This is a genomic window from Janthinobacterium leeuwenhoeki, assembly GCF_051380795.1.
Classification (GTDB): Bacteria; Pseudomonadota; Gammaproteobacteria; order Burkholderiales; family Burkholderiaceae_D; genus Janthinobacterium.
In genome coordinates this window covers 217576-242745 of sequence record NZ_JBNYXT010000001.1, presented here as the reverse complement: position 1 = coordinate 242745, position 25170 = coordinate 217576, and the positions used below count along the sequence as shown (strand labels likewise).

At 62.1% G+C, this 25170-nt stretch carries 27 protein-coding genes; 11 read left to right on the top strand and 16 right to left on the bottom strand.

From position 1 onward, the window contains the following. Positions 1-146: 146 nt before the first annotated feature. Positions 147-596, bottom strand: a complete 450-nt coding sequence (gene smpB / locus ACQ4WS_RS00965; RefSeq protein WP_034752217.1) for an SsrA-binding protein SmpB — start codon at positions 594-596, stop codon at positions 147-149. 92 nt (positions 597-688) lie between these two features. Between smpB and ACQ4WS_RS00960 the strand changes: the two genes are divergently transcribed. The 4 genes from ACQ4WS_RS00960 (at position 689) to guaA (ending at position 4690) form a co-directional block, all read left to right on the top strand. Further along, entirely contained in the window at positions 689-1120 is a 432-nt protein-coding gene (locus ACQ4WS_RS00960) for a type II toxin-antitoxin system RatA family toxin (RefSeq protein ID WP_035818194.1), read from the top strand. Further along, positions 1113-1418 (top strand): RnfH family protein, encoded by a 306-nt coding sequence (locus ACQ4WS_RS00955; protein ID WP_436472828.1) that lies wholly within the window; start codon positions 1113-1115, stop codon positions 1416-1418. The genes ACQ4WS_RS00960 and ACQ4WS_RS00955 overlap by 8 nt, the downstream gene beginning before the upstream one ends. Positions 1419-1549: 131 nt before the next feature. Further along, positions 1550-3010, top strand: a complete 1461-nt coding sequence (guaB, locus tag ACQ4WS_RS00950; protein ID WP_099377100.1) for an IMP dehydrogenase — start codon at positions 1550-1552, stop codon at positions 3008-3010. A 69-nt stretch (positions 3011-3079) separates the two neighbouring features. Continuing rightward, positions 3080-4690 (top strand): glutamine-hydrolyzing GMP synthase, encoded by a 1611-nt coding sequence (guaA, locus tag ACQ4WS_RS00945; RefSeq protein WP_426075120.1) that lies wholly within the window; start codon positions 3080-3082, stop codon positions 4688-4690. A 55-nt stretch (positions 4691-4745) separates the two neighbouring features. On the opposite strand, the gene ACQ4WS_RS00940 is transcribed toward guaA, so the two are convergent. From ACQ4WS_RS00940 to ACQ4WS_RS00915, 6 genes are all read right to left on the bottom strand, one after another. Then, positions 4746-4904, bottom strand: coding sequence for a hypothetical protein (locus tag ACQ4WS_RS00940; RefSeq protein ID WP_436472826.1), 159 nt, complete (start codon positions 4902-4904; stop codon positions 4746-4748). 69 nt (positions 4905-4973) lie between these two features. Then, positions 4974-5411: a helix-turn-helix domain-containing protein gene (locus ACQ4WS_RS00935; protein WP_436472824.1), complete on the bottom strand. Its 438-nt coding sequence runs from the start codon at positions 5409-5411 to the stop codon at positions 4974-4976. A gap of 324 nt (positions 5412-5735) precedes the next feature. Next, complete coding sequence (locus ACQ4WS_RS00930) at positions 5736-6185, bottom strand: DUF4291 family protein (RefSeq protein WP_436472822.1); 450 nt, start codon at positions 6183-6185, stop codon at positions 5736-5738. Between the two features lie 40 nt (positions 6186-6225). Continuing rightward, a complete protein-coding gene (locus ACQ4WS_RS00925) occupies positions 6226-6981 on the bottom strand; it encodes a transposase (RefSeq protein ID WP_436472820.1) in 756 nt (251 codons plus the stop codon). A gap of 90 nt (positions 6982-7071) precedes the next feature. Continuing rightward, on the bottom strand, positions 7072-7737 hold the full coding sequence (locus ACQ4WS_RS00920; protein WP_436472819.1) for a transposase: 666 nt from the start codon (positions 7735-7737) through the stop codon (positions 7072-7074). Further along, on the bottom strand, positions 7697-8065 hold the full coding sequence (locus ACQ4WS_RS00915) for a transposase (protein WP_436473163.1): 369 nt from the start codon (positions 8063-8065) through the stop codon (positions 7697-7699). Before ACQ4WS_RS00915 ends, ACQ4WS_RS00920 begins: the two co-directional genes overlap by 41 nt. Before the next feature lie 172 nt (positions 8066-8237). Between ACQ4WS_RS00915 and ACQ4WS_RS00910 the strand changes: the two genes are divergently transcribed. Then, the gene (locus ACQ4WS_RS00910; RefSeq protein WP_436472817.1) at positions 8238-8585 is read left to right on the top strand and encodes a hypothetical protein; all 348 of its coding nucleotides are present in this window, start codon (positions 8238-8240) and stop codon (positions 8583-8585) included. A gap of 121 nt (positions 8586-8706) precedes the next feature. Here the strand turns inward: ACQ4WS_RS00910 and ACQ4WS_RS00905 are convergent, their stop codons facing one another. Then, positions 8707-9240: an ankyrin repeat domain-containing protein gene (locus tag ACQ4WS_RS00905; RefSeq protein WP_436472816.1), complete on the bottom strand. Its 534-nt coding sequence runs from the start codon at positions 9238-9240 to the stop codon at positions 8707-8709. 39 nt (positions 9241-9279) lie between these two features. Next, a complete protein-coding gene (locus tag ACQ4WS_RS00900; RefSeq protein WP_436472814.1) occupies positions 9280-10479 on the bottom strand; it encodes a YbfB/YjiJ family MFS transporter in 1200 nt (399 codons plus the stop codon). Positions 10480-10788: 309 nt separating this feature from the next. Between ACQ4WS_RS00900 and ACQ4WS_RS00895 the strand changes: the two genes are divergently transcribed. From ACQ4WS_RS00895 to ACQ4WS_RS00875, 5 genes are all read left to right on the top strand, one after another. Further along, positions 10789-11463, top strand: coding sequence for a CsgG/HfaB family protein (locus tag ACQ4WS_RS00895; RefSeq protein WP_071077629.1), 675 nt, complete (start codon positions 10789-10791; stop codon positions 11461-11463). 8 nt (positions 11464-11471) lie between these two features. Further along, positions 11472-11840 (top strand): DUF4810 domain-containing protein, encoded by a 369-nt coding sequence (locus tag ACQ4WS_RS00890; protein WP_425269243.1) that lies wholly within the window; start codon positions 11472-11474, stop codon positions 11838-11840. Beyond that, positions 11837-12499: a DUF799 domain-containing protein gene (locus tag ACQ4WS_RS00885; protein ID WP_131688753.1), complete on the top strand. Its 663-nt coding sequence runs from the start codon at positions 11837-11839 to the stop codon at positions 12497-12499. Before ACQ4WS_RS00890 ends, ACQ4WS_RS00885 begins: the two co-directional genes overlap by 4 nt. Positions 12500-12982: 483 nt before the next feature. Then, a complete protein-coding gene (locus ACQ4WS_RS00880) occupies positions 12983-13648 on the top strand; it encodes a response regulator transcription factor (RefSeq protein WP_436472811.1) in 666 nt (221 codons plus the stop codon). After that, entirely contained in the window at positions 13642-14952 is a 1311-nt protein-coding gene (locus tag ACQ4WS_RS00875; RefSeq protein ID WP_436472809.1) for an ATP-binding protein, read from the top strand. Before ACQ4WS_RS00880 ends, ACQ4WS_RS00875 begins: the two co-directional genes overlap by 7 nt. A 57-nt stretch (positions 14953-15009) precedes the next feature. On the opposite strand, the gene ACQ4WS_RS00870 is transcribed toward ACQ4WS_RS00875, so the two are convergent. The 7 genes from ACQ4WS_RS00870 to ACQ4WS_RS00840 all read right to left on the bottom strand — a co-directional run bounded on the left by ACQ4WS_RS00870 (position 15010) and on the right by ACQ4WS_RS00840 (position 23854). After that, a complete protein-coding gene (locus tag ACQ4WS_RS00870; RefSeq protein WP_436472807.1) occupies positions 15010-15648 on the bottom strand; it encodes an NAD(P)H-dependent oxidoreductase in 639 nt (212 codons plus the stop codon). A 186-nt stretch (positions 15649-15834) separates the two neighbouring features. Further along, entirely contained in the window at positions 15835-17334 is a 1500-nt protein-coding gene (locus ACQ4WS_RS00865; protein WP_436472806.1) for a DUF3526 domain-containing protein, read from the bottom strand. Beyond that, positions 17331-18815, bottom strand: coding sequence for a DUF3526 domain-containing protein (locus ACQ4WS_RS00860; protein WP_436472804.1), 1485 nt, complete (start codon positions 18813-18815; stop codon positions 17331-17333). The genes ACQ4WS_RS00865 and ACQ4WS_RS00860 overlap by 4 nt, the downstream gene beginning before the upstream one ends. Then, positions 18775-19479 (bottom strand): ABC transporter ATP-binding protein, encoded by a 705-nt coding sequence (locus ACQ4WS_RS00855; RefSeq protein WP_436472803.1) that lies wholly within the window; start codon positions 19477-19479, stop codon positions 18775-18777. The genes ACQ4WS_RS00860 and ACQ4WS_RS00855 overlap by 41 nt, the downstream gene beginning before the upstream one ends. Before the next feature lie 17 nt (positions 19480-19496). Further along, positions 19497-21776 (bottom strand): TonB-dependent receptor, encoded by a 2280-nt coding sequence (locus ACQ4WS_RS00850; protein ID WP_436472801.1) that lies wholly within the window; start codon positions 21774-21776, stop codon positions 19497-19499. Positions 21777-22013: 237 nt separating this feature from the next. Continuing rightward, positions 22014-23099, bottom strand: coding sequence for an ATP-binding protein (locus ACQ4WS_RS00845; protein WP_436472799.1), 1086 nt, complete (start codon positions 23097-23099; stop codon positions 22014-22016). Then, complete coding sequence (locus tag ACQ4WS_RS00840; RefSeq protein ID WP_436472797.1) at positions 23099-23854, bottom strand: response regulator; 756 nt, start codon at positions 23852-23854, stop codon at positions 23099-23101. Before ACQ4WS_RS00840 ends, ACQ4WS_RS00845 begins: the two co-directional genes overlap by 1 nt. Positions 23855-23986: 132 nt before the next feature. Here ACQ4WS_RS00840 and ACQ4WS_RS00835 point away from each other — a divergent pair, with 132 nt between their 5' ends. Beyond that, positions 23987-25156, top strand: a complete 1170-nt coding sequence (locus tag ACQ4WS_RS00835; RefSeq protein WP_436472796.1) for an efflux RND transporter periplasmic adaptor subunit — start codon at positions 23987-23989, stop codon at positions 25154-25156. The last annotated feature ends 14 nt before the right edge of the window (positions 25157-25170 follow it).

Sequence of the window (25170 nt, the reverse complement as noted above, 5' to 3'; positions counted from 1 at the left end):
AGTTTTTTCCGCCGCATCTCTTTCATCTCCTGTTTTTTATCCCATTGCGCTGTGCGTTTCCGCTTGCCGCAGGCATGGGCAAAATAAAACCCGGCATATAGCCGGGCTTGATGGTATCGGCGCAGCACGCTGCGCGTAGTGCCGGATCAGCGGCGATGCGACTTCATTGCTGCCTGTACTTCACGCGCGCCGTCGCGGTCGCGTTCCGCTGCCCGCTTGTCGTGCTGCTTCTTGCCCTTGGCCAGGCCGATTTCGCATTTTACGCGGCCGCCCTTGTAGTGCAGGTTGAGCGGCACCAAGGTATAGCCGGAGCGTTCCACCTTGCCGATCAGTTTATCCATTTCCGTACGGTGCAGCAGTAGCTTGCGCGTGCGCACGGCTTCCGGATGGATGTGGGTGGAGGCGGTCGGCAGGGCGCTGATATGCGCGCCGAACAGGAAGAGTTCATCGCCGCGGACGACAACGTAGGCTTCCTTGATTTGTACACGGGCGTCGCGGATGGCTTTGACTTCCCAGCCTTCCAGCACGATGCCGGCTTCGTAGCGATCCTCGATAAAGTAGTCGTGGAAGGCTTTTCTGTTGTCTGCTATGGTCATGAGATGGTAAATGTGCGCGGGTCGGTTAAACTACTGTCTCGCGCAAGCGCGATAAAATCACTATATTCAACATCATAGCAAATGGTTCTTCAATGGCAGTAGTACATAAATCAGTTTTTCTCGGCTACAGCGCCGAACAAATGTTCGCGCTGGTGGCGGCGGTGGAGGATTATCCCAAATTCCTGCCCTGGTGTGGTGCGGTCGAGATTCGCGAGCGGGGCGAGAACACGGTTGTCGCCAGCGTGGGCATACATTACCACGGCGTGCGCCAAAGCTTCACCACGTCCAACGAGAACGTGCCGCCGACTTCCATCAAGATGAAGCTGGTGGACGGTCCTTTCAAGACCCTCGACGGCGTGTGGACCTTCAAGGCCCTGCGCGAAGATGCCTGCAAGATCGAACTGGACCTGCACTACGAGTTTTCCAGCCGGGTACTGGAACAGATCATCGGCCCCGTCTTCGGCATGATCGCCAACAGCATGGTCGATTCCTTCTGCAAGCGCGCGGAGACGGTGTATGGCTGATGCCAGCATTCAGGGTATTGCTGTGCAGGTTTGCCACGCCTTGCCCGACAGCAGCTTTCTGCGCTCACTGAAGGTGCCTGCCGGCACCACCATCGAGCAGGCGGTGATGCTGAGCGGCTTGCTGCGGGAAATCCCCGCCATCGACCTGGCCGTGAACATGGTCGGTCTCTATGGCAAGAAAAAGCCTTTGGATACCATCCTGCGCGAGCATGACCGGGTGGAAGTGTACCGTCCCCTGCAAGCGGACCCGAAAGAGGCGCGCCGGCGCCGTGCCGGCGGCAAGCCGGCGAAAGGTTGAACGGGCAGGGCGGCGGCGCAGCGCTGCCTGGTGCGCGCCATTTTTTGCTATTTTCAAATATCTTTTCTATGCTGCAATGACGAAAGGCTGATCCTTCTGTATAATTCACTTTTGCGCCAATAGGAAATGCTATGCGTCTACTTCAAAAAGCACTCACATTCGATGACGTGCTGCTCGTCCCAGCCTACTCCAACGTTCTGCCCGCCGATACGTCCCTCAAAACTCGTTTGACCCGCAATATCACCCTGAATATTCCCTTGCTGTCCGCAGCCATGGATACGGTGACGGAAGCCCGTCTGGCGATCGCGATGGCCCAGGAAGGCGGCATCGGCATCATCCACAAGAATTTGAATCCGAAGGACCAGGCGCGTGAAGTGGCCCGCGTAAAGCGTTTCGAAGCTGGCGTGCTGCGTGATCCGATCACGATTCCGCCGGAAATGAAAATCCGCGACGTGATCGCGCTGACGGAACAATACGGCATCAGCGGTTTCCCTGTCGTCAAGGGCAAGGAAGTCGTCGGCATCATCACCAACCGCGATTTGCGCTTTGAAAAGGAACTCGACGCGGAAGCCTCCGCCAAGATGACTCCGCGCGAAAAGCTGGTGGTCGTCAACGAAGATGCCGATACGGCCGAAGCCAAGCGCCTGATGAACAAGCACCGCCTCGAGCGCGTGCTGGTCGTCAACGACGCCTTTGAATTGCGCGGCCTGATCACCGTCAAGGATATCCAGAAGTCGACTTCCCACCCGTTCGCGTCGAAAGACAGCCAGGGCAAATTGCTGGTCGGCGCTGCCGTCGGCGTAGGCGCCAAGGATGAAGAACGCATCGACCTGCTGGTCGCCGCCGGCGTCGACGTGCTGGTGGTCGACACGGCCCACGGCCACTCGCAAGGCATCCTCGACCGCGTACGCTGGATCAAGACCAAGTATCCACAAGTGGAAGTGATTGGCGGCAATATCGCTACCGCCGCTGCCGCCAAGGCGCTGGTGGAATACGGCGCCGATGCGGTCAAGGTCGGCATCGGTCCTGGCTCGATCTGCACCACGCGTATCGTCGCCGGTGTGGGCGTACCGCAAATCACGGCCATTTCGAATGTTGCCGAAGCACTGGAAGGCACGGGCGTGCCATGTATCGCCGACGGCGGTATCCGCTTCTCGGGCGATATCTCGAAAGCGCTGGCCGCTGGCGCCTCGACCGTCATGATGGGTTCCATGTTTGCCGGTACGGAAGAAGCACCGGGCGAAGTGATCCTGTACCAGGGCCGCAGCTACAAATCGTACCGCGGCATGGGTTCGCTGGGCGCGATGTCCGATGGCTCGGCTGACCGTTATTTCCAGGACGCCACGATGAAAGCCGACAAGTTCGTGCCTGAAGGTATCGAAGGCCGCGTCGCCTACAAGGGCAGCGTGCTGGCGATCATTTTCCAGCTGGTGGGCGGCGTGCGTCAATCGATGGGTTACTGCGGTTGCGCCACCATCGACGAACTGCGCGAAAAAGCGGAATTCGTGGAAATCACCTCGGCCGGCATGCGCGAGTCGCATGTCCATGATGTGCAGATTACCAAGGAAGCTCCCAACTACCGCTCTGAATAAGCCGTAGTGATAGTCCAGACCGGCGCCTAGTGCGCCGGTTTTGTAATGACCCCAGATAAAGTCCCCATCATGCACTCTAAAATCCTCATTCTCGATTTCGGTTCCCAAGTCACCCAGTTGATCGCCCGCCGCGTGCGCGATTCCGGCGTGTTTTCCGAAGTCTTCCCGTATGACGTCAGCGACGAATTCGTACGCAACTATGGCGCCGCCGGCGTGATCCTGTCGGGCAGCCACAATTCCACGCTCGACGGCGACTCGCCGCGCGCGCCGCAAGCCGTGTTCGAGCTGGGCGTGCCCGTGCTGGGCATCTGCTACGGCATGCAAACCATGGCGGCCCAGCTGGGCGGCAAGGTGGAAAACGGCCTGGTGCGCGAATTCGGCTACGCCGAAGTGCGCGCCCGCAGCCACACCAAATTGCTCAACGGTATTGCCGACTTCGTCACCGACGAAGGCCACGGCATGCTGAAAGTGTGGATGAGCCATGGCGACAAGGTGCTGGAAATGCCGCCAGGCTTCAAGCTGATGGGCAACACCCCGAGCTGCCCGATCGCCGCCATGGCCGACGAAGAGCGCCAGTTCTACGGCGTGCAGTTCCACCCGGAAGTGACGCACACGGTGCAGGGCAAGGCCATGATCGGCCGTTTCGTGCATGAAATCTGCGGCTGCAAGTCGGATTGGAACATGCCCGACTACATCAGCGAAGCGGTGGAAAAAATCCGCGCGCAAGTCGGTACTGACGACGTCATCCTGGGCCTGTCCGGCGGCGTCGACTCGTCCGTGGCCGCTGCCCTGATCCACCGCGCCATCGGCGACCAACTGACCTGCGTCTTCGTCGACCACGGCCTGCTGCGCCTGGATGAAGGCAAGATGGTGATGGATATGTTCGCCAAGAACCTGGGCGTGAAAGTCATCCGCGTCGATGCGGAAGAGCAGTTCATGGGCCACCTGGCCGGCGTTACCGACCCCGAGCAAAAGCGCAAGATCATCGGCCGCGAATTCGTCGAAGTGTTCCAGGTCGAGTCGGGCAAGCTGGTCAACGCCAAATGGCTGGCGCAAGGCACGATTTACCCGGACGTGATCGAATCGGCCGGCAAGGGCAAGAAAGGCCAGACCATCAAGAGCCATCACAACGTGGGCGGCTTGCCGGACACCATGAAGCTCAAATTGCTGGAGCCCTTGCGCGAACTGTTCAAGGACGAAGTGCGCAAGCTGGGCGTGGCCCTGGGCTTGCCGCATGACATGGTCTACCGCCACCCATTCCCGGGCCCGGGCCTGGGCGTGCGCATCCTCGGCGAAGTCAAGAAAGACTACGCCGACCTGCTGCGCCGCGCCGACGCCATCTTCATCGAAGAACTGCGCAACACGCCGTACGAATTCGTCGCCGGCCAGGCCGTCGACCCGGACGCGCTGCCAGCGAACTGGTATGAAGCGACGAGCCAGGCTTTCGCCGTCTTCCTGCCCGTCAAATCGGTGGGCGTGATGGGTGATGGCCGCACCTACGAATACGTGGTGGCCCTGCGCGCCGTGCAAACGCAGGACTTCATGACGGCCCACTGGGCGCACCTGCCGCACAGCCTGCTGGGCAAGGTCTCTAACCGCATCATCAATGAAGTGCGCGGCATCAACCGCGTCGTCTACGATATCTCGGGAAAACCGCCGGCGACCATCGAGTGGGAGTGATGAGTTCGCTTTAACTGTTTGAATTTAAAGTGAAAAATAGATGGCCGTTGATAATTCAAAAAGAATTATCAATGGCCATTTTTTTGATGTGCGTGCGGTTGATCCGTCGCGCCAAGGAAATACTTGCATTGACCTCTACAGCGCGATCCCAGGTCAATGACTCCATCCAGCCATCAGGCAGTTTTTTGACTGCACAGGTCAGCGCATGAATCACGCTCCGCGTATTTCCCCGTGAGCTGCACCACTCCAGCTACCGCGACTTCTCAGCAAGGTAGTGATCCGGTTATTTCTCGCTCTTGCTTGCGGACTCGGCGCAATCCAAGGTTTTTTTTGGGATGGCTTCGAGGCCTTGACGCGCGAGATCCAGCAGCTCTATTTCCACGGTGCTGCCATTTTGCATGGACAGGCGCTTCACGGCGGAGGCCAGCACGGGGGGAAGTTCCAGAAAATTCAGGATTAGCGCCCCTCCGGCCGGCACTGGCGGGTCGATTTGCGTCCCTCTGGCGATGGGCAATGTCCCATGCACAAGCCAGGCGGTGCTGACGTCGAGGGCCGCGGCAATCTTATCTGCCGCGTCCATAAGTAGTTTGGCTTTGCCTGATTCATAGCGATACAGTTGCGTGGGATTGATGCCCGCCAGTTCGGCAAGCAGCACTTGTGAGATATGAAGATTCTCGCGGCAGCTTTTGAGGCGCTCAGAAACATGGGTGTTGCCAGACATACATATTGCCTTTCAATATACAACGTTCGTGAATGACCGGCTGTGACGCAGCTGTCTCCACAATGATGAAAGGAACGAGAGCGTTTTGCTAACCACAGCCTGGTCAACCGCAATGATTTTACCGCCCGGGAGCGGTATGGCGGCATCCCTTGTTTCGTATTCCTTCCGGTCGGCACGGCCAAGGTCGAGATCGTGTACGAATGCCGGAGCTGAGTTCGCCCCGCGCAGGGGAGGGAGCCGGGTGCAGTTGAGCTTTCCAATAGTTGGCCTGCGTTGCATGAGCTATCTTGCTTGACCCCGCTCTCAGGTCCTGGATGTCAGCGCTCAGGATGGATGAAATACTGACGAATACGGTTTTTCTTGCGGAAGCATGTGCTTTGCTTCCTCAAACTTTTCTTGGGCGAGCAACGCATGGATTGCGTGGGCCAGCGGCGTCACATCCACCACCCTGCTTATCCATTGATTTACGTAAAGTTCTACCGCCTTTTTGCTGAGACCGATCTGAATGGCTCTGTGAGCTTGCGGCCGCAACAGCAGATCCCGCTCCGGGTCCCATTGGATGCGCACAGGCGATGCCTCTTTCTTCGCCGACCATTCATCCTTGCTCATGGATGCATCCGCGTGGCTCAGGCAACCGTGCTCCAGTGCCCATTCAAATCCCGCTCTGCTGATATCGATCGCCAGTATGCGTTGCTGACCAGCGTCTTTGAATCCCCAGCTCGCGCGATACATCATCCATAAGAAAGACGGTTTAATCCAGGTCATGCGTTCCATTTCGGCAGGCCGGGGTCAGGTCCGGCATTCGTACACGATCTCAGCCTTGGCCGTCTCGATCAGCAGCGGGTTGTGCTTTCCTAAATGCCGATACTGCTCGACTGACCGTCCTGCTCGAGACGTGAAAAGCTGCGGCGATGTGAGACATAGTAAAAGCTGTTGACAGATAAGCGCGTGCCATCGCCTCGTCCCTGTCGCTGTAGCGGGCCTGGTATTGGGCTAATGTTAGTGTGACAGCGCGGCGCTGCAGCCTTGGCGTATCTTTTAATTCATCGGAACGCTGCGATTGTTGATGTGCCGAAACGAAGGTTTCATCGCCAAGTAGAATCTGGTGACAGGTGCAAGCGAGTGGACTTGCCTCTCCTATTCCGGCCGCGACAAACCGACAGTAGTTGGCAATTGCCTCGTCGCGCGTGTCGCCGAAATGGCTTAAAAGCCAGTCGCATGCTAACCAACATGGAGGCGCTGCGTCGTCCAAAAAGTAGTGATGGCTACTCCAGTACCAGTCGCTGGGGGACGTGACCATGTGCGCGCGGACTGGATTCAAGACGATGTAGCGGGCCAATTCCAATAGATAGTTCTCTTTCTGCACCAAGATAGCTTTGTAGCGGCCTTGCAGTACGTGTCCGACAAGCTTATGGCGCCGATTGAAATGCTGAGTGTACACGCCATTTAGTTGGCGCATGCCCTGCGATAGATTCGCCTCGATCGTTTCAACGAGCAGATGATAATGGTTGCTCATCTGGCAAAAGCTATGCACGATAAAATGGTGTCGCTCGCATACAAGGGCTAGCACTTCTTGCCAGGCAATGCGATCGGTGTCGTCCCGATAAATGGCGCCGCGCCGGTCGCCACGCGAAGTAACTGGTAGAGAGCACCGGCAAACTCAAGGCGTAGTGGTCGCGTCATGGTTAGATGGTGCCTGGGTTAAGTATATTGGCACTGAGATTGCGCAGAGGTTTTGTAGACAGTGCATTGCTGAGGCGGTGTCGGAATGCCGGACCTGACCCCGACGCCCTTGGTCACGCGTCAACCAGCATGGAGGCATTGCATCGTCCAAAACGTAGTGATGGCTGCTCCAGTACCAGTCGTCGGGTGATGTCACCATGTGCGCCCGGACTGGATTCAAGACGATGTAGCGGGCCAATTCCAGCAGATAGTTTTCTTTCTGCACCAAGATGGCTTTGTAGCGGCCTTGCAATACGTGCCCGACAAGCTTATGGCGTCGATTGAAATGCTGGGTATAGACGCCATTGAGTTGGCGCATGCCCTGCGACAGATTCGCATCGACCGTTTGAACGAGCAGATGATAATGATTGCTCATCTGGCAGAAACTGTGCACGACAAAATGATGCCGTTCACACACAAGTTCCAATACTTCTTGCCAAGCAAGACGATCGGTATCGTCCCGATAAATTGCGCCACGCCGGTCGCCCCGCGAAATAACGTGGTAGAGGGCACCGGCGAACTCAAGTCTTAGTGGTCGCGTCATGCGGTAGACGATACCTGAGCTATGTGCATTGGCGCTGAGATTGCGCAGAGGTTTGCACATTGATATGGCTGAGGTCGTGTCGGAATGGCGGACCTGACCCCCATCCGGCCAGCTTATGGCGTCGATTGAAATGCTGGGTATAGACGCCATTGAGTTGGCGCATGCCCTGCGACAGATTCGCCTCGACCGTTTCAACGAGCAGATGATAATGATTGCTCATCTGGCAGAAACTGTGCACGACAAAATGATGCCGTTCACACACAAGTTCCAATACTTCTTGCCAAGCAAGGCGATCGGTATCGTCCCGATAAATTGCGCCACGCCGGTCGCCCCGCGAAGTAACGTGGTAGAGGGCACCGGCGAACTCAAGTCTAAGTGGTCGCGTCATGCGGTAGACGATACCTGAGCTATGTGCATTGGCGCTGAGATTGCGCAGAGGTTTGCACATTAATATGGCTGAGGTCGTGTCGGAATGGCGGCCCCCTATCCGGGTGGTAGAATATAATGTGGATAATGTGCAGTATAAAGTTACTTTTAAAAATATAGTTTAAGGATGAAAAGTGGAATCGAAAGATATTGAAATATCTAAGGAAGTTGGAAAATATTTATATAGTATCGCTCCGGAAGATGCAAAAATAATTTTGATGATTGCAGTCCTTTCTCCTGAGGGTGATGTCGGTCGATTTGAGTTTTATTCAAATAACGGAGTCATCGAGAGAAATTTCTCCATCAGTGATTTAGAGACGGAGAAACTTCTTGATTTGGTTGGTGACCATCAGCAATTCATGGTCAGCAATAATCAGCCTGCATGGACACGTTGCGAATTTACGGTAAATGTTGAAGCCGGTAAATTCTCTATGGAGCTGGGTTATGAGGCGGATTTATTTAAAGAAGGTTCGTTGCGATAATTGATAGGTGACTTTTCATCGGTATGGTGAGGTTTCGTTGAAATGGCGAAGCCTCATTCCGTCCGTGAAATTGTTACTGATCCTGGGTGCCGCAGCACCGGAGCAGATCAAACCGCCGCATTCACGTCGTCTGCCCCAGGCCGACCAGGCGGGCGAGGGTTTCCTGCGCATTCATGGACTTGGCCAGCGAAACGGCGGTCATGCCGCGGCTGTCCACGGCATCGATGCGGGCGCCGTGTTGCAGCAGCAGGTCGAGGATGGCCAGGCGGTTGAACATGGCGGCCATCATCAAGGGGGTCTTGCCATCCGGGCTGCTGCCTTCTACCTTGGCGCCGTGCTGGAGCAGCAGTTCGGCGATGTCCAGGTAGCCCTTGTAGGCCACACCGGCCAGCGGCGTCTGGCCCTGGTCGTTCGGGACGTTGGCGTCGGCGCCCGCTGCGAGCAGCAGGCGTGACGTTTCCAAGTGGCCATGGTAGCTGGCCAGCATGATCAGGCTGTCGCCTTTTTCGTTGCGGAAGTTCACTGGCACGCCCTGGGCAAGCATGGCGCCCAGTTGCTGCGTGTCGCCTTCGCGTACCAGGGCGAACAGGCTCTGGATGAATTCCAAGGTTTCGGCATCCATCGTTGGGGGGATTTTTCGGGCATCGGTGTTCATCGTGTTCTTTCCTCGAAGGTCGGCTATCCCTTTAGTCTACTATGCGGCTGGCGCCAGCGCCTTTTGCCGCGAAGCCAGCGCCGCGCCGATGAAGAGAGCGATGGCAGAGGCGATCAAACCCCGCTCCAGGCCGGCGGGGCCGTCTGCGATCCAGCCGACCACGATGGGGCCGACGATCTGGCCCAGCGCGAACACCGTCGTGTAGGCGCTGATGCCTGCCGTCCAGGATTGCTGCGGCAGGTTATGCCGCACCAGGGCCGTGGTCGACGCCACTACCGACAGGAATACGGCGCCGAAGACCAGTCCGGAGAGGAACACGACGGGGACAAAGCTCGTCAGCGCGGGCAGGATGGTGACCACGCCCAGCACGCCATTCAATATCGCCAGCGATTCGCCGCCCCTGTAGCGGTCCAGCATGCGCGCCCAGATGCGCGACGACGCCACCACCGCCAGGCCCAATACAGTGTAGAACACGGTGATCAAGGTGGCGCTCATGCCTTGCTGCTTGAGCAGGGCGATGACGAAAGTCATGTAGCCGATGTAGCCGACGCCGAACATGAAATAGCCGGCCAGGCTGGGCAAGAAATCACGCCAGGCAAAAGGTCGCGGCGTGTCGAGGGCGCGCGGCGCTTCGCCGATTGCTTTCGCCGGCAAGGCCATGATGGCGGTGGCGAGCAGGCAGGCGATCCCGAGTGCCAGCCATGGCCACTGCCAGGCATGCGCGGCGCCGTGCTCCTGGGCGGACGTCAGCGCGGCCGGCACCAGCAGGGCCGACAGCGCGATGCCGAAACCCGTGCCGCCGTAATACAGCCCGATGTAGAAGCCGGCGCGCTGGCTGTGCATGGAACCGAGCCGCGCCGCCAGTACGCCGCCGGCGATGAACATGAAGGCGCTCGCCACGCCCGCGCACACGCGCTGCAGGAACAGGGTGGTCGTGTCGCTGACGAGGCCCGACATCAGCATGAAGATGCTGGCCAGCACGGAACCGATGATCAGCAAACGCCACACGCCCAGGCGGCGCATCAGGGCCGGCGTGGCCAGGGCGCCGAGAAAATAGCCGAGCGCATTGAAGGTGTTCATGGCTCCGGCCAGCAGGTAGGACCAGCCCAGGTCGGCGCGCATGGGCGGCAGCAGCAAGCCATAGGAAAAGCGCGACAGGCCCAGGGCGACGGCGGCACCCAGCGAGAGCGCCAGCGCCGTGGCCAGCGGATGGGCCGGGGAATGATCGTGTGTCGGCATGGCCTGGAGACCTGTCTATGTGAAAAGCGTGGAGTGGGCGCCGGGGTGGGGCAGGTCGGCGGGCAAGGTCTGTGAGGAACAGTGGCATAGGGCGCTGACGACACGCTTTTACTACTAAGTTAATGAATCTGACCTGGGAAGTCAAGCAGGGCCGCGCCTGTACAGGACGGGCAATCATGCAATCCTTGTCATCGTTACTTTTGGAGAGAATTATGAGACATGCAATACCATATAATTGCAGGCAGGAAATTAACTTGCCTAAAATCAATTTTGCAGGTGGCTCCTGATCCTCCATATCTTAAGGGCACTATGAACAAGAATAAACCCGGCGCGTTGTTGATTGCAGCGCTGATTGGCGCGGCCTTGGCTGGCTGCGCTTCCGAATCCTCGCAAGCCCTGGCTGTCCCCACGGTCGCCAGTGCAGCCCGTCCCTACGTTGGTCCACGCACGCTGATCGCTGTCGGTAAATTCGACAACCGCTCGAATTTCATGCGCGGCATCTTTTCCGATGGCGTCGACCGCCTGGGCAGCCAGTCGAAAACGATCCTGATTGCGCACCTGCAAACGTCCAACCGTTTCAACGTGCTCGACCGCGACAACATGGCCGAGCTCAAGCAAGAAGCCGAATTCAAGAAGCAGGGCCAGAACATCAAGGGCGCGGACTTCGTCGTCACGGGCGACGTGACCGAATTCGGCCGCAAGGAAGTGGGCGACAAGCAATTGTTCGGCATCATGGGTCGCGGCAAGACGCAAGTGGCATATGCCAAGGTCACCTTGAACGTCGTCAATATCGCCACCTCGGAAGTCGTGTACTCGGCGGGCGGCGCCGGTGAATACAGCCTGTCGAACCGTGAAGTGCTGGGCTTTGGCGGCACCGCCAGCTACGACGCCACCCTCAACGGCAAGGTACTGGACCTGGCCATGCGCGAAGCGGTCGAGCGCCTGGTGGCTGGCGTTGAAGCGGGCGCACTGCGCAAACAATAAGGTATCCCATGAAAACAATGATGAACAAGGGCGCAGCCCTGCTGGCTATGCTCGCCTGTGCCGCCCTGACCGGCTGCGCCACGCAATCGAAGACCCTGTACCAATGGGAAGGCTACCAGCCGCAAGTGTACGAATACCTGAAGGGTGAAAGTCCCGAGCAGCAGATCGCCGCCATGGAAAAAGACCTGCAAGTGATCGCTGCGAAGGGCAATCATGCGCCGCCGGGCTACCACGCCCACCTGGGCATGTTGTACTCGATCGCGGGCAAGCCGGAGCAGGTCGCCGCGCAGTTCGAAGACGAGAAAAAACTGTTCCCGGAATCGACGCCGTACATGGACTTCCTGTTGGGTAAATTGAAAAAAGGCGAGAAATTATGATGTCGCGCATGTTGAAAATGGCCCTGTGCCTGGGTCCTGCCATCTTCATGGTCGGTTGTGCCACCAAGCAGGCGGCATACGATTACACCGCTTTCAAGGCGGCCAAGCCCCGCTCGATCGTGGTCTTGCCGCCGCTGAACAACTCGCCGGAAGTCAATGCCGGTAACAGCGTCTACGCGCAAGTGACCTATCCGCTGGCCGAAGCGGGCTACTATGTGCTGCCGGTGGCCGTGGTCGGTGAAACCTTCAAGCAGAACGGCTTGACGAACGCCGCCGATATCCACGGCGTCGATGCGAAAAAGCTCAACGAGATCTTTGGCGCCGATGCGGGCTTGTACGTGACGATTTCCAAGTACGGCACGACCTACGCCGTGATCGACAGCGTGACGGTGGTCTCGGTCAACGCCAAGCTGGTCGACCTGAAGACGGGCGCCTTGCTGTGGCAGGGCGCGGCCAGCGCATCGAGCAACGAAGGCAATAACAGCGGTGGCGGCGGCCTGGTCGGCATGCTGGTGACGGCGGCGGTCAAGCAGATCATCAACACCAGCACCGATGCCAGCCATCCGCTGGCTGGCACGGCGAATGCGCGTATGCTGTCGGCCGGCGTGCCGAACGGCCTGCTGTACGGCCCCCGTTCGGAGCGCTACCTGGCGCAGTAAGCGTCTGGTAAGCTGCCGCACAGGCCCTGCATCCCCCAGGGCCTGTTGTGGGCAGTGCCAGGCGAGCGCCGCTGCATCGTTTGCAGTGATGACCAGCGCCAGAGGAAATCGCGGGCTCGTCGTCCGGCGCGGGTGTTCCTGAAACCGCAGAACCCGCAGAGCAATTAGCAGATTCCTGCCTGGCAAGTGTTGAAGGGCGTGCCTGGCCCCACCGAATCGTTCGTCTACGACCAGCATATCCCGCTCGACGTGCGCAGCCATAGCGCCGACGATCACATGAAGATGACGTCGGAGCGCCAGTGACAGCATCCACAGGCCAGTCTGACGCCGCAGCAGGGCGGCGGTATCCACAAGACCCATCCCTATATCCAGTTCGACAGCGACTCGTACGTCAACGCCAGGCCCGTCGTGACACCGGTGCAGCGATGGGGCGTCGCATACGGGAGTAAGATGACGGTATTTTCAAGACTGCGAGAGGTTCCCGTGCGCGTGTTGCTGGTGGAAGACGATCCGATGATCGGGGAAAGCCTGGTCGAGGGCTTGCGCGGCGAGTGCTATGCCGTGGACTGGGTGCGCGACGGCCACGATGCGGAGTTGGCGCTGGCCGGTTTCGCCTACGATTTGATGCTGCTGGACCTGGGTTTGCCCGGCAAGGAGGGCATGGCGGTGCTGCGCGCCATGCGCGCGCGGGGCGCCGAGTTGCCCGTGCTGATCATCACGGCGCGCGACGGCACGCCGGCCCGCGTGGAAGGCCTCGACAGCGGCGCCGACGACTACCTGGTCAAGCCGTTCGACCTCGATGAGCTGCTGGCGCGCATACGTGCGCTGCTGCGCCGCCGGGTCAGCCGTTCGCGCTCCGTCATCGAGCATGGCGCGCTGATCCTGGACCTGGCCAGCCACGACGTCACGTTCGAGGGGGAGCTGATCAAGCTGCCGCCGCGCGAGTTTTCCGTGCTGCGCGCCTTGCTCGACCATCCGGGCAAGGTGGTGTCGAAGCGCCAGCTGAGCGAGAAGCTGTACGGCTGGGATTGCGAAGTGGAAAGCAATACCGTCGATGTGTACGTGTACCAGCTGCGCAAGAAGCTGGGCGCCGACTGCATCCAGACCGTGCGCGGCGTGGGCTACAAGATGCGGGTAGCATCTTGCTGACCATCCGCCGCCAGTTGCTGCTCGGTTTGCTGGCAGCGACCTTGCTGTGCGTGCTGGGCGCCGGCATTTCGCTGTTCCGCTCGCTACTGGAAGAAACCAATGAACTGGCCGATTTGCAGCTGCGCCAGCTGGCCGTGGCCTTGCCGGACGAGTTCGAGCCGCTGGCGGGCCTGGCCGCCGCGCAAGACCCGGAAGAAGCGTTCGTGCTGCAGGCGTGGGATGAGGGCGGGCAGCCATTGCCCGTCCTGCAGGGCCAGCCGTCACTGCCGCGCTATGCGCTGACCGGCTTTGCCGATGTCGTGTTGCATGGCGAGGACTGGCGCCTGTACGGCGAGACGCGGCGCGGCCGCTACGTGCAGGTGGCGCAGGCGCAAACCGTGCGCGATCAGCTTGCCTGGCGGATGACCATGCGCGCCGGCGCGCCCCTGCTGGTGTTCGCGCTGATCCTGGCGCTGCTGATCGTCGCCGTGGTAGGGCGCGCGCTGGCGCCGCTGCACCGGCTGGCCGAATCGGTGGCGGGCCGTTCGCCGGACAGCCTGACGCCGCTGGCGGCCGACGACATGCCGCCTGAGCTGCGGCCCGTGGCGCTGGCGCTAAATAGCCTGATGGGACAGTTCGAAGCGGCGCTGACGGCGCAGCGCACCTTTGTTGCCGATGCCGCGCATGAATTGCGTTCGCCGCTGACGGCGCTGAAATTGCAGCTGCAGGTGGCCGAGCGGGCCGGCAGCGAGGAAGAACGCCGCGTGGCGCTGGCGCGGCTGCATGAGCGGCTGGACCGCAGCACGCACTTGGTGCGCCAGCTATTGAGTCTGGCGCGCCATGAAACGGCGCTGGCGACCAGCCAGCTGCACACGGTGGACCTGGGCCAATTGCTGGAAGCGGCCGTGGCCGATCACAGCGCGCTGGCCGACAGCCGTGCAATCGACTTGGGCGTGGTGGAAGCGCCGCCGGCCAGGGTGCTGGTGCAGGCCGATCCCGACGGCTTGCAAGTGTTGCTGAATAACCTGATCGATAATGCCTTGCGCTACACGCAGCAGGGCGGCAGGGTCGACTTGCAGGCGGCGGTGGAAGGGGGCCGGCCCCTGCTGCGCGTGTCCGACAACGGCCCCGGCGTGCCGCAGCAGCACCATGCGCGCCTGTTCGACCGCTTCTTCCGTCCCGACGGCAACGACGCCTGGGGCTGTGGCCTGGGCCTGTCCATCGTGCGCCATATCGCCGAGCACCACCAGGCCGATATCGCGCTGGCCGAAGGGGAGGCCGGACGGGGCTTGCAGGTGACGGTGCGCTTCCCGCAAGCGGCCTGAACGAAAAAAAAGCGGATGCCGGTGAGGGCATCCGCTTTTCAAGCACGGGTGAGGCGCTTACGCCAGCTCGGTGATGAATTGCTCGCGCGCAGGGCGCACTTTTTTCAAGTCCACCAGCCAGTCGCCTTCGTCGGCGCGGTAGCCCAGCGGCAGCATGACGACGGAACGCAGGCCTTTTTCGCGCAGCTTCAGGATGTCATCGACCTTGGCCGGATCAAAGCCTTCCATCGGCGTCGAATCGACTTTTTCCTGCGCCGCGGCGATCAGGGCCGTGCCCACGCCGATATACGCCTGGCGCGCCGCGTGCTGGTAGTTGGTCTCGGCATCGCGCTGCGGATACGTGGCCAGGATCTGCTGGCGGTACGCTTCCCAACCTTCATTTTTGAAGCCGCGCACTGTGTTGACCAGGTCAAACATCTTGTTGATGCGTTCGACCGTGTAATTGTCCCAGGCGGCAAACACCAGCAAATGCGAGGCGTCCGTCACTTGCGACTGGTTCCATGCATGCGGCTTGATCTGCTCGCGCAGGGCCGGATTCGTCACGACGAAGACTTCGTAAGGATGCAGGCCGCTGGAGCTGGCCGTCAGGCGCACGGCTTCCAGGATGCGCTCGACCTTGTCTTGCGGCACCGTTTTAGTGGGGTCCATCTTCTTGGTGGCGTAGCGCCATTGCAGTGTTTCGAGCAAATCGGACATGTCAATCTCTTTCATAATGAATAGTTCAGATTGGAAATGATAGCGGAATCAGGCATTTCAAGTGCGGCGCCCAAAGGAAATATGTCCAGCCAGGTGCTGCCTTGCCTTGCCGCTGTGCTGGCTGACGCCCGATTTCCCAGCGTTGCCGCCAGTATGCCTGATCTGTGGCGGCCAGGCAGATGCCCGTCAGTGCCTGCCGATGGCCCAGGGGCGGGATAGCAGGAGGGCTGCCAGTGCCATCAGTCCCGCCATCCACGCCAGCAGCGCAACGAGTTGCATGCGCCATGGGGAGGTGAGCGATAACGCCGCTGACGGCGCGAAGACGGGTACCTGCCCGAAGTCGCGAAAACCGTAGCCGCCCAGGCAAGTGGCTGCACAGGGCGCGCGCTCGTCGCCCAGCGCCGACAGCTGGATGGTGCGCTGGAAATAGTCGCGCAGGCGCTGCTGGTGCTGCTGGACTTCCCCGAGGAAGCGCTGATGGCGGGCGCTGTCATTGCCCGCCATGCCGACCAGGGTCTGGTAGGCGAGCGTCATGGGACTGAATACTTGCCATTGCGCCAGCAAATCCTCGCGCCGCTGCCGGGCCTGTGCGAATTGCCCTTCGACGCCGACCATGGCCCGTTCCAGCTCCTGCGCCCGCTGCAGCCGCGACACGCTGGACGCAACCTTGTCGAGCGGTGTGGCGGGACGCCATTCGGGGTGGCTGTCATAGAAGCGGCCCAGGCTGGCGAGCTTGTTGGCGGCGACCTGATCACCGGCGTCGCGCATGGCCTGGACGTAGCTTTCGCGCTGGGGCACGGGCGCGCGCCATTGGGTCACGGCTTGCATGGCGCCGGGCATCAGCACGGCCAGCACCAGCCAGGCGCCAAAACCGGCAAAGGCGGCGCTCATCCGATTGCCGCAGGTGGCGCAAATGGCCATGGCAACGCAGGCCCAGAACAAGGAATACAACAGCACCACGCCGCACCAGGCGGCGAGTACCGCGATGCCGGCCACGTTGCAATTGACCGTGCCGAGCGCCAGCGCGCCCGCTGCGCACATGGCGCACAGCAGCGCCGTGGCGGCCAGCGTGCGTGCAGTAATCTGCGCCGCCAGCATGCGCCCTGGCCGCACGCCTTGCAGCTGCAGGGTGCGCAGGCGCAGGGTTTCCCGGTCCTGCGTGAGGACGGAAGTGGTCAGCGCCAGCAAGATAAGGGGCCATAGATAGATGATAAAGAACAGCAGGTCGAAACGTCCTGCCGCCAGCAGCGCAGGATGGGCGATCTCCAGCGCGGTGCGCACCGACTCCATTGATTCGGCCCGCACGCGCACATAGGACGGCAGCAAGTCCGCCTGGCCGATGGCCAGTCCGGCGCCTGCCATGGCGGGTTTCGCGGCAAATCCCACGTGCTCGCGGAACGCATAGCCGCGCACATCGACCGCTGTGCGGTACCATTTCAAGTCGGCAAATTCCTCCGCCGCCGGGTTGGCAAAATAGCGTTGCGCCAGCGCCGTGGCGTCCGCCCGGGCTTGCACTTCCTGTGCTATCGCCGAAGCGGCCGCCTGGCGGCCCTGGCGGTCGAAACGCGTGCCTTCGCACAGCGCGAACGCGGCCAGCAGCAAGCCCGCCAGCATCAGGATCAGCGTGCCGCGCTCGCGCAACTGACTGCGCAAGTCGTAGGCGATCAGGGTCATCGTCTGTTTCATCGTATACTTCCATGGCGTAGATGGCGCAAGCCGGTGCCGCATAGCAGCAGGCTGGCGCCGAACAGGGTAAACAGGGGCAGCAGATGCCGCGACAACAGCTTGTCCAGGTCGAGCGGTGCGAAAACGAAGCGCAATGGCGGCACCTGGTTCCATAGCGACGCGTCACCCAGATACCGCACGCCGGCGTGTTCGCGATGCGCCGTGATGGCCCGGTTCATGATTTGCTGTATCAGCCGGCGCTGCCGTTCCGCGCCTTCGACAAACTGCAGATGATGCTCCATGTCGCTACCCGCCACCGAGCTCGACAGGCCAGCGATGGCCACCGACGGCGAGAGCCAGCCGGCCAGCGTCGCCGCCGCGCTCTGGCGCCGCATGGCGTCGAAGACGCGTCCATAGTGTGCATCAAAGAGCCGGTCACCCCGTTCTTCGCCCCGCTGCAGGCTGATGCCGGCCCAGTTGACGGGCAAGTCGCTGACTTCCTTGACCCCATGCTGACGCAGCAGCTGCTCGCGGTCGCGATTGGCCTGCGCTGGATCGTCGGGCATGCCCAGCGCGTTATCGAGGTCGGTGCGGAACTGCTGCATGCTGGGCAGGGGCGAGGCAAGTTGCGCCAATTCGACGGCGGCGCGCGGCACGGCCAGGGCCGCCAGCGCCCAGGCGCCTATCAGCACAGCCAGGCTGCTGCGCAGATTCGGCATCCAGGCGGAGACGCCGGCGATCAGCGCGGCCCAGGTGCACAGATACAGTCCATAACCCAGCGCAAACAGCGCCGCGCGCAGGGGACCGTCGCTGAACGGGCTGCGTTGTTCCAGGGTCCAGTCGAGCAGGCTGACAGCCAGGCAGGCCGGCAGCGCCATGCTCAGGGCTAGGCACAGCAGGACGGCGCCGCGCGCCAGCGCCAGGGCACCGAGCGGCGCGGCGTTGATGCGCAATGCGGCCAGTGTGCCCCGTTCGCGTTCGGCGGCGAACATGCCGAAGCCGAGAAAAATCATCGCCATCGGCGCCAGCACCTGGAGCACGAATGCGGGCTGCAGCCGCAGCTGGCGATTGATGCCGATGTCGTCGTTGGCAGGGCGATATGCCAGCTCGTTCTGCTTGTGCGCCTCCAGCCAGACGCTGGCGCCGACATACTGTTCGATGCCGGGATCGAGGGCGGCCAGCGCGGACAGCGGCTTGAAGACGTACACGCCATAATGGGCTGCCGCGTGCGGATACTTTTCGCCCTGCTGCGACCAGCGCTGTTTTTCCGCCTGTTGCGCCGTCTGTCGGGCATCGAGCGTCGCGCGCAGCTCCAGCGACGACAGTGTCGCCGCACAGATGGCCAGCGCCAGGCCCACGAGGATCACCAGCCAGACGCGCCAGTCACGCCGGCGTTCGCGCCAGTCGGCCTGCCATGCGCCCTTATACGCGTGGCGCCAGCGCCTCCAGCCACCACGGCGCTCAGGCGCTGCGGGCGAGGATGTCAAGGTAGTTGCGTTCAAGTTCGCCTGCATTCAATTCTCCCAATTTCCATTCTCCGGCCAGGCGGCCGCCTACCAGCATGCCGCAGCGGTCCGCCAGTTCCTGCGCGCGGAACAGATCGTGCGTTGCCATCAATACCGCCGCGCCGTCGTCGGCCAGTGAGCGCACCAATGTGCCGAACGCTACGCTAGCTTCGGGGTCGAGGCCGGACGTCGGCTCGTCGAGCACCAGCACTTGCGCGCCCTTGGCCAGAGCCATCACGATGCCCACTTTCTGCCGCATGCCTTTCGAATAGCCACAGGCCATGCGGTGCCAGGCGTGTTCGGGCAGGCCCGCGCGCTCCAGCAAGGTTTCGATGTCGCGGCGGCGCGGCTTGATACCCAGCAAGCGCATGAAGAATTCGACGTTCTCGACGCCGCTCAGGCGCTCATACAGCGCCACGTTTTCCGCGATATAGGCCGCGTGCTCGACGGCGGCCTGTGCCGGCGCCAGCGTGGATCCGGCCAGACGGATGCTGCCGGCGTCGGCCTCGATAAAGCCCAGCAGGCAGCCGATGGTGGTCGACTTGCCAGCGCCGTTCGGCCCCAGCAAGGCATAGATTTCCCCGCTATCCACGCGCAGGTTGAGTCCATCGACTACGCTTCTGCCGTCATAGCGCTTGCTCAGTTGTGCGATCTCTATCATGCCGTTTCCTTGTCTTCTTAAAAGGCGTAACGCACTTCGGCAAACAGCGTGCGCCCCGGGTAGGGATGCAGCTGGAACGCCTTGTCATTGTTCAGGTTGTCGATGCCGAGCGCTACTTCCGTGCCTCTGGCCGGCTTCAGGCGCAGCCGGACATCGAGCTGGCTGATGCGCGAGACGCCGCCATACACGTTGCTGTTGACATCGCTATTCGTCATTTCATTGAACTGGGCGCTGGAATAGCGGTAACTGGCCGCCACGTTCCAGGCATCGGCGGGCGCATACACCAGCGTGGCGCTGGCGCGCACGCGCGGCACGCGTGGCCACTGCTTGCCCACCGATGGCTGATAATTGTCGTTCTCGACAATAACCGCGCGCGTGAAGGCGATATTGGCTTCCGCGCTCAGCCCATCGATGCCGAGACTGTCCTGTTGGCCGACCAGTTCCAGCCCCCGCGTGCGCACGCGGCCGATATTTTGCACATTCGTCACGTTGGGAAAAACATTCAGATTGAGCTGGGTCCAGATGGTATGGCGAATATCGTCCTGGAACAGCGAGGCGCGCACGCTGCCCGCAGCATGGCGGTGTTCCGCCGTCAGTTCCAGCGCATCCGAACGCTCCGCCTTCAGGCCCGGATCGTTGATGGTGATGCTGCTGCCTGCCGCGGTGCCCTGGAACAGCTCGGCGACGGTGGCGAAGCGCGTGCCGCGCCCGGCGGAGGCGCGCAGCGTGGTGTCCGCATCGGCATCCCAGCTGAGCGACAGCTTGGGCGACCAGGCTTGCTCGCTGCGGCGCGGATAGTTCACGCTGGCACCCGGCACCACGCGCTGCGTACCGTCGTCCGCGTTCCACGCTTCCGCGCGCAGGCCGACAACTGCGCGCCAGCGGGGCGCAAGCTGCCATGCGTCCTGGCCATACAGCGCCAATGTCCGCGTTTTTCCGCCCACGAATTGCGTTTCGCCGCCAGCGGCAATGCGCCAGTCCGCTGTCTTGCGGCTCTGTTGCCGCAAGGTATAGTTATCCGCGTGCATGCCGAAGGTCAGGCTGTGGGCGCCATTGCCCCAGTCGCCGCTGGTTGGCGTGTAGGTGGTTTGCGCGTCGAGCGATTGAAAGCCGCTGCCGTCGCGCACTACCGCCGTACCGGCCCCGCCCAGCGCAGCCAGGGGATCGGCGCTGCCTGCATTGCGCTGCACGTCGTCGAGCACGCGGTACAGGCTGGCGCTGACACTGCCATTCCAGCCGCTCCTGTTGCGCGTCTTGATGCTCAAGCCGGCTTGCGCGTGATGTTCATCGCGCTGGTAGGGGGCGAAGGCGTTGGCGGGAATGGCGAAGACATGCGTGCCATCGCTGACGCGGCCGGACCATACGGGCTTGCCGCCCGCATCGCGCAGGAAGGTCTGATTACGGGTGACGCTGGCATTGCTCCACCAGGCGGCGAAGCCTTCGGCGCTGACGGTGGGGCTGACGTCGTAGCCCACAGTCACTTTTGCCGTGTTCTGCCTGGTGTGATCGATGGCGCCTGCATTCGCACCGAAGATGGCGCGGCGGCTGCCAAACGGCCCCTGGTCATAGACGATGCCGGTGACTGGCGTCGCCGCGCCGCCGGCTGGCACGGCAAATACGCCGGCGCCATTCGCCGTGGCGCTGTAGTAGCCCATCGGCTGGCTGGTCGCATCCTGATGGTTGAGCAGCAATTTGTACCACAGCCCGGATGCCAGTTTGTCGCCCAGCAGGGCGGAACCCTGGACGTTGCGGTAGTGGCCATGCAAGCCATACTGGCTGAATGACTGATCCTGGCCCGCGATGCGCACGGAGCCCGCGAAGGCGGTCGGACGGTTGGTGCTGATGGCGATGGTCGTACCCATCGAATTGCCGGGATAAAGCGCCGAAAAGGGGCCATACAGCACATCAACGCGGCTCATTTCCTCCGGCGCCAGCATGTTCCAGCGCGGCGCGTCGAAGCGGCCCAGAAAATTCGACAGCAGGTAGCCGTCCATGTAGACCAGCGCGCGCGGCGCCTGCGTGGTGGAAAAGCTGCGTCCGCCAACCAGGGCGTTGCGGTCGCCGCTATAGCGCTTGCGTATGCTCATGCTGGGCATGTTGCGCAGCGCATCCTCGGGATTGAAGATGTTTTGCTGCTGGCGCATTTCCTCTTGTGTCTTGCTGGCGCTGCTCGCTGGCAGGTTCGGATCGAGGGCGCTGCGCGTGCTGTTGACGGTGATCGCCTGCAGGGCTGCTTCGCCGATGGCATCGTCTGCAACGGCGTAGCCGCCATGGGCGAGGGCGAGCGAAATGGCCATGGCCGTAGGCCGTATTCTAGTTTTCATGATGTGGAAGTGGGGCAATGGTGGTAAACGGCAGTTACCGGATATAACTGCCGGCTGTCAAACGGCTTGCCGGCTGCGGCATGGCGTTAATAATGCAACTGACTTGCATAATATAGCCGCGTGCGCATTAATGCAATTGATTTGCATTTTTGAGGAGGGAGCGGGGAGTTGCTGGTAAAGCGGGTACTGCGGCTGTTGCCGCCGGCGTGATCAGGCCGTGGTCTGCGGCATGGCGTGGTCCGCAGGCCACTTGATGGTAAACAAACTGCCGCCCGCCTTGCCGCGCGTGCAGACCGCGCTGCCGCCATGCGCGCGGGCGATGGCTTCGACCACGGCCAGACCCAGGCCGCTGCCCGCGTTCAGGTCGACCCTGGCGCTGTCGCCGCGGCGGAACGCTTCGAACACACGCGGCGCCAGTTCCTCGGCAATGCCGGGGCCCGCATCCTCGACGCTCAGATAGTACTGGCCGGCTTGCACGCGGGTGCGCACGCGCAGCAGGCCCGGATGCGCATAGCGGCGCGCGTTGTCGAGCAGGGCCAGCACGATTTGGCGGATGCGCGCCGCGTCGCAGCAGACGGGATGGTCGGACAGGTGCAATTGCAGAGTAAATCCGGCCGCTTCCATTTCCTGCGCCAGCAGGTGGCCCACTTCCTCGATTTCCAGGGTCAGGTCCGTCCAGGCCATGCGCAGCTGCATGTGGCCGCTGTCGGCCAGGCTCAGGGTGCGCAAGTCCTCGATCAGGCGGCCCAGGTCCTCGACTTGCGCCAGCAGGCTGGAAAACGGCACTTCCTCGGGCTTGAAGACGCCATCGACGACGCCTTGCAAGGTGCCGCGCAAGATGGTCACGGGTGTGCGCAGTTCGTGCGCGATGGCCGCATTCCACGTTTCGCTTTCCTTGGCTCCCCGCTGCAGGCGCTCGGCCATGCTGTTGAAATCGTCGACCAGCATGGCCGTCTCGCCCAGGCTGCGGTCGCCGGCGAAAGCGCGCGCCGACAGGTCGCCATGCGCCACGCGGCGCACGCTGTCCATCACGGAATTGATTGGTTTCAATATGCGCGCGGCCAGCCTGATGGCGAAAAAGGCGGCCAGGGCCAGGCCGAAGATGGTGATGGCGAAGATCCACAGCCATTCGACGGTGCTGGGCGACCAATCGTCGGGCTCGGACAGCATGCCGGGGTCGATCTTGAAGGCGATGGCGAAGAAGGTCCAGGAACCGATCCAGATGATCAGGATGCTGCACACCATCAGCACGGACATCGACAGTACGATCTGCCGGTTCAGGCCCGTGAAGCGCATCAGGCGTCGCTTTCCAGGCGGTAGCCCACGCCGCGCAGGCTGGCCGGCATGTTCATCACGCCCGCTTCCTCCAGCTTCTTGCGCAGCTTGCTGACGTGGCTGTCCACCGTGCGTTCCATTGAATTGCTCTCGGGCATGCACGATTCCAGCAATTCCAGGCGGCTGCAGACGCGGCGCGGCGTGCGCGCCAGGTGGGCCAGCAGGCGAAATTCCGTCAGCGTCAGGCTGAGCATGAGGGGCTGGGGCGCGCCGTCGCGCAGCACGCTGGCCACATACGTTTCCTGGTCGATTTCGATGGGTCCGCAGCGCAGGCGCTGGCCCCCCACCGGGTGGTGGCGCACGCGCGAGCGGCGCAGCACGGCCGCCACGCGCGCCACCACTTCGGCTGGATTGAAGGGCTTGATGATGTAATCGTCGGCCCCCACGCGCAGGGCGGCCAGCTTGTCCGCATCCTGGTCGCGCGCCGTCAGCATGATGACGGGCGTCTCGCCGCGCCGCCGCACTTCGGCCAGCACGCCCCAGCCATCGACACGGGGCATTTGCACGTCGAGCAGCAGCAGGTCCGGCGCGATGGCCAGGTGCTGCTGCAGCGCTTCCTGGCCATCGTGCGCGAAGGCCGTGCGGTAGCCGTCGCGCTCCAGGTAACCGGCGAGGATGCGGGCGATTTGCGGTTCATCTTCGGCGATCAGGACGAGGGCGGAAGGCGGCGTGGTGGCAAGGAAGGAGGGCTGACTGGCGCTGTGATGATAGTTCATGCAGGAGTCTAGCATTCTTCGCTCTCTCCATCGAATCTCCACATTTCTTTGACGGAACATCCACGCAAGGCTTTTATGCTGCGCTTATCTGTCGACCGGACCGCCGGTTGGGATCCGCCATAGAGAAAGACCATGCATCCGAACCACCTCACCAAGAAAAACATATTGATCGCCGCGGCACTGCTCAGCCTTGCCGCCTGTTCCAAGCCCGCGCCAGAAGAAGCTAGTGCGCCGCCCGCCGCTGTGATGGTGCTCAAGCTGCAAGCGGCCCCTGTCGTCCTCAGCGACGAATTGCCGGGCAGGGTGGCGGCCTTCCGCACGGCCGACATACGCCCGCAGGTGGGCGGCATCGTGCTGCGCCGCCAGTTCGAGCAGGGCGCCGAAGTGAAAGCGGGGCAGAAGCTGTTCCAGCTCAACCCCGCGCCGTTCCAGGCGGAAGTCGATTCGGCCGCCGCCGCCCTGCAGCATGCGGTGGCCACGGCGAACCGCGCCAGCAACCAGGCCGAGCGTTTGAAACCGCTGGTGGAGGCGGACGCCATCAGCCGCCAGGCGTATGACGATGCCGTGGCCCAGCGCGAGCAAGCCGTGGCCACCGTGGCGCAGGCGCGGGCCAGCCTGGCGCGCCGTCGCCTGGACCTGGCCTTTGCCAGCATCGAGGCGCCGATTGCCGGGCGCATCGGCTCAGAACTGGTGACGGAAGGCGCGCTCGTGGGCCAGGCCGACGCGGCGCCGATGGCGCGCATCCAGCAGATCGACAAGGTGTACGTCGACGTGCGCCAGCCGGCCGCCGCGCTGGCCGCGTTGCGAGCCGCAGGTTCGGATAGCACCGGTGGCGCGGACAAGCTGCCCGTGACCATCCTGGGCGCGGATGGCCAGCCGCATCCCGTCACGGGGCGCATCCTGTTCTCGGGCATCAGCGTCGATGCGGGCACGGGCGACGCCGTCATCCGCGTGCTGGTCGACAATCCGCAGCGCCAATTGCTGCCGGGCATGTTCGTGCGCGCCCGCATCGCCCGCGCCGTGCAGGAAAATGGCGTGCTCGTGCCGCAGCAGGCCGTCCTGCGCAGCAGCGATGGCCAGGCGCAGGCCTGGATACTCGATGGCACGCACAAAGCCAGCCTGAAACCGATTGCCGTGGGCGACGTGATCGAGCACCAATATGTGGTCAACGGCGGCTTGACGGCCGGCGACACCGTCGTCATCGAAGGCCAGGAACGCTTGCAGCCGGGCGCCACCGCCGCGCCGCAACCGTGGAAGCGCGCCGTCGTAGCCACTGCGCCCGTCGTCAGCGCCGTGCGCTGATCCGTACTTATTGA